6 protein-coding genes and 2 pseudogenes are annotated in these 8,567 nt (G+C 73.6%); 5 read left to right on the top strand and 3 right to left on the bottom strand.

Annotated elements, in window-relative coordinates:
- Both BG482_RS11215 and BG482_RS11210 read right to left on the bottom strand, forming a co-directional pair.
- A pseudogene (locus tag BG482_RS11215) lies at window positions 1–318 on the bottom strand (peptidoglycan-binding protein); the annotation flags it as partial.
- Window positions 319–375: 57 nt separating this feature from the next.
- A pseudogene (locus tag BG482_RS11210) lies at window positions 376–993 on the bottom strand (hypothetical protein); the annotation flags it as partial.
- A gap of 169 nt (window positions 994–1,162) precedes the next feature.
- Between BG482_RS11210 and BG482_RS11205 the strand changes: the two are divergent.
- The 4 genes from BG482_RS11205 to BG482_RS11190 all read left to right on the top strand — a co-directional run bounded on the left by BG482_RS11205 (window position 1,163) and on the right by BG482_RS11190 (window position 6,478).
- Window positions 1,163–2,011 carry a bifunctional methylenetetrahydrofolate dehydrogenase/methenyltetrahydrofolate cyclohydrolase gene (locus BG482_RS11205; protein ID WP_069768796.1) on the top strand — a complete coding sequence of 283 codons (849 nt, stop codon included), beginning with the start codon at window positions 1,163–1,165 and terminating at the stop codon, window positions 2,009–2,011.
- A gap of 121 nt (window positions 2,012–2,132) precedes the next feature.
- Window positions 2,133–2,843: a TetR family transcriptional regulator gene (locus BG482_RS11200; protein WP_176741349.1), complete on the top strand. Its 711-nt coding sequence runs from the start codon at window positions 2,133–2,135 to the stop codon at window positions 2,841–2,843.
- A gap of 161 nt (window positions 2,844–3,004) precedes the next feature.
- Complete coding sequence (locus tag BG482_RS11195) at window positions 3,005–3,418, top strand: Zn-ribbon domain-containing OB-fold protein (RefSeq protein ID WP_069768794.1); 414 nt, start codon at window positions 3,005–3,007, stop codon at window positions 3,416–3,418.
- Between the two features lie 288 nt (window positions 3,419–3,706).
- Complete coding sequence (locus tag BG482_RS11190) at window positions 3,707–6,478, top strand: S9 family peptidase (protein ID WP_069768793.1); 2,772 nt, start codon at window positions 3,707–3,709, stop codon at window positions 6,476–6,478.
- Between the two features lie 110 nt (window positions 6,479–6,588).
- Here the strand turns inward: BG482_RS11190 and BG482_RS11185 are convergent, their stop codons facing one another.
- Window positions 6,589–6,969: a PPOX class F420-dependent oxidoreductase gene (locus BG482_RS11185; RefSeq protein WP_069768792.1), complete on the bottom strand. Its 381-nt coding sequence runs from the start codon at window positions 6,967–6,969 to the stop codon at window positions 6,589–6,591.
- A 189-nt stretch (window positions 6,970–7,158) separates the two neighbouring features.
- Here BG482_RS11185 and BG482_RS11180 point away from each other — a divergent pair, with 189 nt between their 5' ends.
- Window positions 7,159–8,559, top strand: coding sequence for a S1 family peptidase (locus BG482_RS11180; protein WP_069768791.1), 1,401 nt, complete (start codon window positions 7,159–7,161; stop codon window positions 8,557–8,559).
- The last annotated feature ends 8 nt before the right edge of the window (window positions 8,560–8,567 follow it).

Here is an 8,567-nt window from a genome sequence, read left to right as displayed (position 1 = left end):
GCCGGGTTCCGTCCGGCCGCCGCCGGGCGCGGGCGCGGGGCGGCGACCGCCGCGCTCGCCCGCCCAGTCCGCGCCGCCGCGAGGCGCTGTCGCGGTCGCCGTGCGCGGGCGCACCGGCGGGAGCTCCTCCGTCTCCGCCTCGCCCCCGGTCCGCTCCCGCGGCAGCGGGATCGCCTCATAGGCGTCGGCGTCCCGGTCCGGCTCGGTCATCTCGCGGATCATCTCCGCGAGGGCGTCGGTGTTGCGCGGTCGCAGGACCCGGATGGGTTCCAGGACCTGTCGTTCGCGCGGCTGCCCGGGTTCCTCCGGTGTCGGCACGCTCGTCTCCCTCCCGTGGGTCCCCCGGGAGAGATACGGGCGGGCGGGCCGCGGGGTTCACCCTGCGGGGAAGCGGCGCAGCGAGCGGGCCGTGGCGGCGACGAAGGCGTCCCCGTCCGTCGTCGTCGAGGGCGTCCGGCGACAGGTAGGGGTCGAGGTCCTCCAGCTCCACCAGGAGCAGTTCCCCGTCGGGGCGCGGCAGGCGCCGACGCGCTGGATGCCGTGCGCGAGGTCGTTCCGGTCGACGAAGCGACGGGCGAACTCCAGGTCGCGCACGGTGGGCGCGTACGGTTCGAGCCGTCGGCGGCGGTCCGGGTGCGGGTCCTCGGCGCGGTCGACGGTCGGGATCACCGGGTAGCCCTCGGCGCTCGGATCGAGGAGGTACTGCCTGGCGAGCATGTCGGCTCGGCCGGTCAGCGGGTTGTGGACGCGGACGCCCTCGCGCAGCGCCTCCTCCCGGAACGCGTCGTACTCCCTCCGGTAGCCGAGGACCGGGCCGCTGTTGCGGACGGCCACGCCGTCGAAGGCGTGCATCAGGGCTGCCGCGTCCAGCGGATGGCACAGGGCGAGGTCGAAGTCCGCGCGCAGGCGGGAGGCGAGGAAGACGTCCTCGTCGCCGTAGCGGCGCCCGCGCGCCCGGTCGGTGACGTGGAGGAGACGGGGGCGGGCGGCGGGCGTACAGGTCTCCGGAAGCGGCTGCGAAGCGGTGCGGAAAGGTTACGTCAGAGGACGACGCCGGTCCGGGCGGGACGGCTGCGGCCGGTGGGACTCCTGGTCGGCAGTGGGCGAAGGGGTCGTACGATGAACGGACCGTCGTCTTCTCCCGAAGGGCTCGTCGACTCCCGTGACCACCGCAACACTTCTCGACGGCAAGGCCGCCGCGGCCGACATCAAGAGCGAACTCGCCCTGCGCGTCCAGGCGTTGAGGGAGCGCGGTGTCACCCCGGGGCTCGGCACGATCCTCGTCGGCGACGACGCGGGCAGCCGTTCCTACGTCGGCGGCAAGCACCGCGACTGCGCGCAGGTCGGCATCGCCTCGATCCGGGTGGAACTGCCCGCCGACGCCTCCCAGGCCGACGTGGAGGCCGCCGTGCTGCGGCTGAACGCCGACCCGGCGTGCACCGGCTTCATCGTGCAGCTCCCGCTGCCCGCCCACATCGACACCCACGCCGTGCTGGAGCTGATCGACCCGGTCAAGGACGCCGACGGTCTCCACCCGACGAACCTGGGCCGACTGGTCCTGGGCATCCCCGGCCCGCTGCCCTGCACCCCGCGCGGGATCATCGACCTGCTGCGCCGCAACCATGTGCCGATCACGGGCCAGCAGTTCTGCGTCATCGGCTGCGGGGTCACCGTGGGCCGGCCGCTGGGGCTGATGCTGACCCGGAGCACCGAGCACGCCACGGTCACCCTGTGCCACGAGGCCACCCAGGACACGGCCGCGCACGCCCGGGAGGCGGACGTGGTGGTGGCCGCGGCCGGGGTCGCGCACATGGTCCGGCCCGACTGGATCAAGCCGGGTGCGACGGTGCTGTCCGTGGGTCTGACCCGCACGGTCGAGGGCATCCTCGGCGACGTGCACCCGGACGTGAGCGATGTCGCCGGGTCCTTCGCGCCGCCGATCGGCGGGGTCGGTCCGATGACCCGGGCGATGCTGCTCACCAACGTCGTCGAGGCCGCGGAGCGGATCTGACGCCGACGGCCGCCTGTCCGGCACTCGGTTCCCCGCTCGAGGGAACCGAGTGCCATGGCGTCGTCACAGGTGTTACGTTCCGTGCATGAGCGCCACTGACAAGGCGGAGGCCAAGCCGCCGATGCGGGACGCCCTGGTGGCGGCGGCCTTCCGGCTGTTCCTGGAACGGGGCTACGAGCAGACCACCGTCGACGACATCGTGACGCTCGCGGGGGTCGGCCGTCGGTCGTTCTTCCGCTACTTCCCCTCGAAGGACGACGTGGTCTTCCCCGACCACGAGCGGTGCCTGGCCGACATGACCGCCTTCCTCGCCGCGAGCCGGCCGGAGCACGAGCCGGTACGACGCGTCTGCGACGCCGCCCGGCTGGTCCTGCTGATGTACGCGGAGAACCCCTCCTTCTCCGTGCAGCGCTACCGGCTCACCAAGCAGGTGCCCGGGCTGCGCGCGTACGAGCTCTCCGTGGTGTGGCGGTACGAGCGCGCCCTCGCCGAGTATCTGCGGGGCCGCTTCGCGGGCCGGCGCGACGGGGACCTCCGGGCCGACGTGATCGCGGCCGCGGTGGTCGCCGCCCACAACAACGCGCTGCGCTCCTGGCTGCGTTCGGACGGAGCGGGCGAGGCGACCGCGACCGTGGACCACGCGCTGGGCTATGTGCAGTCCGCGTTCGGCTCGCCGTCGGCGCCGTCCGTCGACGAGCGGCCGGGGGAGACCGGGAAACCGTGGCGGGACGGCGTCGAACACCCCGAGGACGTCGTGGTCGTCGTCTCCCGGCGTGGGGCCCCTCTGTGGCGGGTGGTGCAGGAGATCGAGACGACCCTCGGGCGCGAGTGACCGCCGGAGCACCCTCATTTTTGGGGGTACGCAGTGCCTTTACGCGTGGCACTGAGTGCCATACTCTGTGGGGCGTGCACGGTGGCACGGTCGACCGGGCACGTCCGTGCACGGGTGACCCGCGCACGTGGTTTCCGGCCGAGTGCAGGGAGTTGACCCGCGTGTACCACCACTCAGGAAACGTCGTCCAGCAGGCCGCCGGCTCCGCGGCGGGCCTCCTCGACCGCGCGAGCGCCGACGGCGACGCGATCCTCTTCCAGCGCTGCACCTGGTGCGGCACCGCCATGTACCACCGTCTCCTGTGTCCGGTCTGCCAGGGCAGCGACCTGCGCACCGAGCGCAGCGAGGGCACCGGCACGGTGCGCCACGCCACCGTGGTGCACCGCAACACCCCCGCCGCGCGCAACGTGTCGCTCGTCGAGATGGCCGAGGGGTTCGTCGTCCGCGGTCGGGTCATGGGCCCGCTCATCGGCATCCACAGCGGCGACCGTGTCCGCCTGTCCACCGTCAAGGACCCGGTGCGGGGCGAGCCGGTCTTCCAACTCCTCGACGAGCCGTACCGGGCCTGGCACTAGATTCCCCGGCCGGACCATCGTCCGGGTCCGGCCGTCCCGGTCCGGGTTCGGGTCCGGGTCCGGGTTCGGGTCCCAGGCCGAGGCTGCCCGGCGCCCCGAGGCCGCACAGCCCCTCCCCCGGCCGACGGCGCGGGCGGGCCGTGTCGTGCCGGTGTCCGGATTCATGTCCTGGTGCGGACGGAGTCCGCCGACACAGGCAACCCACAGTTCCGCTTTCCCTTCCTTCGGAATGCGAGGGGCTCCCGGTACGGACGGGGCCCCCGCGCTCCGAGTGTTGAGGAGTGGACCTTGATCCGTGCCCGGCGAATAGGTGTCACCGCCGTGGCCGCGCTCGCGGCCCTGGCGGGAACACCGGGACTGGCACAAGCCCGACAACCGTCCGAGACAAGGCCGTTGACCACGCCCGCCGACAGCGCACTGCCGTCGGGGTGGCGGGTCGCCGGCGAGGGCGCCGCCCGGGAACTGGTGTGGCGCTCGCCCCGGCCCGTGCCCGTCGGCGACGCCCGTGTGGAGTTCCACGCGGGCGACCGACTGCTCGGCGTACCGCAACCGGGCAGGGACGGCCGCACGTTCCGGCTTTCGCTCGCCGCCGTCGGCGGCGCCCCCCTGAAGGACCTGCGGGTTCTCGCGAGCGGACGCCGACTGGACGCGCCCGCCGCCGACTCCGCCCGGAGGAACCAGCGTTCGCGCACCGCCCCGCAACTCCCCGCCCGGCTCCCGGCGAACTCCGTGGACCCCGGCAGGCCCGGCTCGTACCGCACGCTGTCCGGCGAGTACGAGCTGCCCCCGGTGAGGCTGCCGGGCTACGCCCAGCCCGTCGAGATGCGGGCCGTGGTGGTCGCGCCGAAGGGCGCCACCGGCAAGCGGCCGCTCGCGCTGTTCCTGCACGGCCGTCACGTCACCTGCTACAAGCCGGGCGCCGAGGACGACGTCAACATCGACTGGCCCTGCCCCGCGGGCACGAAGGAGGTCCCCAGCTACAAGGGCTACCTCAAGGACCAGCGGCTGCTCGCCTCCCAGGGGTACGTCACCGTCTCGATCTCGGCCAACGGCATCAACGGCCAGGACGGGGCGGTCGAGGACGCCGGCGCTCAAGGCCGCTCCTCCCTGGTCCGCCTGCACCTCGCCCGATGGGCCGAGTGGGCCGCCCATCCGGGCGGCGCCCCGGCCGCGGTGCGCGAGGCCCCCCGGGCCGACCTCTCCAAGGTCCTGCTCGTCGGCCACTCACGCGGCGGCGAGGGCGTCAACCGGGCGGCGATGGACAGCCTCTACCCGCCGCCGGCCGCCCAGGACGGCTACCGGGGCCCGGTCCGCTGGAAGATCCGCGGAACGGTGCTCGTCGGACCGACGATCTTCGGCCAGAATCCGGTCGCCGACGTGCCGTCCGTGAGCATCCTGCCCGGCTGCGACGGCGACGTCTCCGACCTCGAGGGCGAGACCTACCTCGACGGAACGCGCGGCGTCAGTCGCGGAACCGCCCTGCACAGCGCCGTGTACGTGATCGGCGCCAACCACAACTTCTTCAACAGCGAGTGGACCCCCGGCAAGGCCGAGGCCCCGGCCTCCGACGACTTCTACGACTCCCCGCAGGAGCCGGACGGGGTCTGCTCGACGAGCGCCCCGACCCGGCTGAGCGCCGACCAGCAGCACCAGGCCGGCACGACCTACATCGCGGCGGCCGCCCGGCTGTTCGTCGGCGGCGACGACCGGGTGCGCCCGCTGCTCGACGGCACCGGACGGCGCGCGCCCTCCGCCGACCCGGCCCGCGTCCTGACGCACGCGGTGGGCGCCCGGCGCTCGGGCGGCTTCCTGCCGGACGGCGGGGTGAAGGTGACCGGCGGCCGCGTGTGCCGGGCCGACTCCGACCCGGCCAAGGCCTGCCTGGGCGAGGACGCCCTGGGGATGTCACCGCACTTCGGATGGTGGGACCTGGACACGGACAGCGCCAAGAGCGCGGTCGCCATGCGCTGGTCCGCACCGGGCGGGCCGACGAAGATCACGTCCACCGCACCGGTCTCCCTCGCCGGCGCAAGGAGCCTGGCGCTGCGGGTGTTCGTACCGCCGAACACCGCCGGCACCGCGCTGGACGTGGCCGTCACCGACTCCGCGGGCCGCCGCGCCGACCTCGGCCGGATCACCGTCGACGGGCTGCCCGGCTCGTCCCGTACGGCCTCCTACTGGGCCCGCGAGCTGCGGGTGCCGCTGACCGCCGCCACCCGGGCCGGGCTCGACCTCAGGCACGTCAGGTCCCTGTCCCTGACTCCGCGTTCGGGGTCCGGGCAGGCATGGTTCATGGACGCCTGGGGCTGGGCGCCCGGCACGCCCGCGGTGAAGGCGGCGGCGCTGCCGCGCGTCGACGTCGGACGGCTCACGGTCAAGGAGGGCGACTCCGGCGCGCGCACCTACCACGTGCCGGTGCGGGTGTCGGGGCACGGCGCCGGCACGGCCCGCTTCTACGTGGTCGACCCCAAAACCGGGGCGGCGACGGAGAGGGTGGTGACGGTCCGGCCCGGCGCCACACCGATCGACGTGCCGGTCGAGGTGAAGGGTGACGTGCTCTTCGGCAACGACGAGGAGCAGAACCTCTTCGTGAAGGCCGTGCGCGGTGCGGTCGTCGGTTCCGACCGGGGCGGGGTCACGGCGCTGAACGACGACACGGCGCCGTCGGTGACCCTGACGCCCGCCGTCCGGGCGACCGAGGGGGAAGCGCTGACCTGGCGGATCTCGCTCTCCGCGCCGGCCGAGGCGTCCCTGTGGTACCCGCTGCGGCTGTTGCCGGTCACCGGGGGCGCGGAGCTGTCCACCAAGGACGTGGACCCGCAGTGGCTGGAGAACGTCTCGGGTCGGCAGCCCGACCCGGAACTCCCCCTGTCACAGGTCGAGATGTACGTGGGATCCGAAGTCCCGGCCGGCGCCACGAGCGCCGAGTTCAGCATCCCGACCGTGAAGGACCAGGTGGCCGAGCCCGAGGAGTCGGTGCGCCTGACCCTGACCGACGAGTCGGGCGAGCCGCTGCCGGGCGCCCCGACCGCGACCGGAACAGTGGTGGACACGCCGTAGCGCACCTCCGCCTCCGCCCCCACCCCCGCCCCCGGGCGTAGAGGCGGAGAGAAGAAGCTCAAGGGGGCGGAGGGGGCACGGGCCGCGCGGTCCGTGCCCCCTCCGGTCGTTCACAGCGTGATGCGGATCCCCACGGTCCCGTCCGTGCCGCGACGCAGTCTGCTGCCGAGCAGGGTGAGCCGCCCCACGACGCCGTACTTGCGGGCCAGCAGTGTGCGATAGCGGGCGGTGGTCTGCGCGTCGCAGATCTCGGCCGTCGCCGGGACCTGTGCGCCGGTGGGCTTCCCGCGAACGTCGCACGGGCCGACGAGGACGTCGCCGCGGGCCCGGATCCGCTTGACCTTCCAGGCGTCGGCGGCCGACCAGGCCCCGAGCGCGTCGCCGTCGCGCACCACCCACACGGGGGTGGCGACCCCGGTCCCGTTCTTCCGATAGCTGGTGATCAGCAGATATTTGCCCGCGGCCAGCCGGTCGATCGCCTTCTCGTCCATGTCCGCAGTGTAGGCAGCGGCATGGTTCACCACCGGGGCAGCCTCGGTTCGTGGTCCGGCCGGCCCGCGAGGTGATCACTTCCGGGCTGAACGCTGCCGGGACCCGGCACGTATCCAGGGTGAGGGCGCTCAACGACCGGAGTGCCCCGCGGTGTTGAGACCGCGCGTTCAGGGTTTCGGGAGCCATGCATGAGGCACGTACGACGACGGACCGTCCGGCGAGTGACCCGGCTGGCGGCGGTCGGCGGACTCCTCCTGGGAGGGGCCATGGTCACGCAGGCGGCCATGGCGAGCGAGCCACCCGTCACCGAGGCGACGGTGCGCAGCGCCGCCGGTCCCGTCGTGACCAATCCGGGGGCGGCCCTCGTCGAGAAGCTCGGCACCGCACGCACCGCGGGCACCTGGATCGCCGACGACGGACGACCGGTGGTCGCCGTCACCGACAAGGAGACGGCGGATGCCGTCCGGGCGGCGGGCGTCGAGCCGAAGGTCGTCTCGCACAGCATGAACGAGCTCAAATCGGCCACGGCGACCCTGCGGTCCGCGCCCAGGGTGCCCGGCACCGCGTGGGTGATGGACTACCGCACCAACCAGGTCGTCGTGCAGGCCGACAAGACGGTGTCGGCCACCGACTGGTCACGGCTGACGGGCACGGCCGCGCGGATCGGCAGCTTCGTGCGCATGGAGCGCACCACCGGCGAGTTCACCACCCGGATCAACGGCGCGCAGCCCATCCTGTCCACGGGCGGGCGCTGCTCGGCCGGTTTCAACGTGACCAACGGAACGAGCGACTTCATCCTCACCGCCGGGCACTGCGGGCCGACCGGATCGACCTGGTTCGCCGACAACCAGGCCGAGCGGCAGGTGGGCCAGACGGTCGACTCCAACTTCCCCGGCAACGACTTCTCCCTGGTGCAGTACGCCAACGGCAAGGCGGGCGACGGCGCCGACGTGGTGGCGATCGGCAACGGCAACGGGGTGCGCATCACGGGCGCCGGTGACGCGGCCGTGGGCCAGCGGGTGTTCCGCAGCGGCAGCACCAGCGGGCTGCACGACGGCCAGGTCACCGGTCTGGACGCGACGGTGAACTATCCGGAGGGCACGGTCGGCGGGCTCATCGAGACGAACGTGTGCGCCGAACCGGGCGACAGCGGTGGCCCGATGTTCTCCGACGGCATCGCCCTCGGCGTCACCTCCGGCGGCAGCGGCGACTGCAAGACGGGCGGCACGACGTTCTTCCAGCCGGTCACGAAGGCGCTGGAACAGCTCGGCGGCCTCCAGCTGATCGTGGCGGCTCCCTCCGCCAACGCCCAGGGCGGCAAGCAGGCGTCGTCGGCCGGGCCCGCGCCGACGTCCTCCCCCACCCAGGCGGCGATCGCCCCGGGCTCCGCCTCCCCCGGTACCACGACGCCGGTGACGGGCGGCGGCGGGAACGTGTCCCTGGCCGCCCGGCTCACCGACCCGAGGAACGTCGGCCCCGGGCTGCTGGTCATCGCGGGCAGCATGGTCGCTCTGGTCGCGACCCGGTACTTCCGTGCCGAGCAGGACCGGAAGGCCTACCAGCGCTACTACTCGGCGACCTGGGGGTGACCCTGCCC

Source organism: Streptomyces sp. LUP30 (assembly GCF_001746365.1).
Lineage (GTDB): Bacteria > Actinomycetota > Actinomycetes > Streptomycetales > Streptomycetaceae > Streptomyces.
This window is presented reverse-complemented; position numbering and strand designations above follow the sequence as displayed.

Excerpts from the sequence above, each read along its gene's own strand:
- BG482_RS11200 (WP_176741349.1), top strand. The coding sequence starts at position 2,133 with ATGCGGGACGCCCTGGTGGCGGCGGCCTTCCGGCTGTTCCTGGAACGG.
- BG482_RS11185 (WP_069768792.1), bottom strand. The coding sequence starts at position 6,969 with ATGGACGAGAAGGCGATCGACCGGCTGGCCGCGGGCAAATATCTGCTG.
- BG482_RS11180 (WP_069768791.1), top strand. The coding sequence starts at position 7,159 with ATGAGGCACGTACGACGACGGACCGTCCGGCGAGTGACCCGGCTGGCG.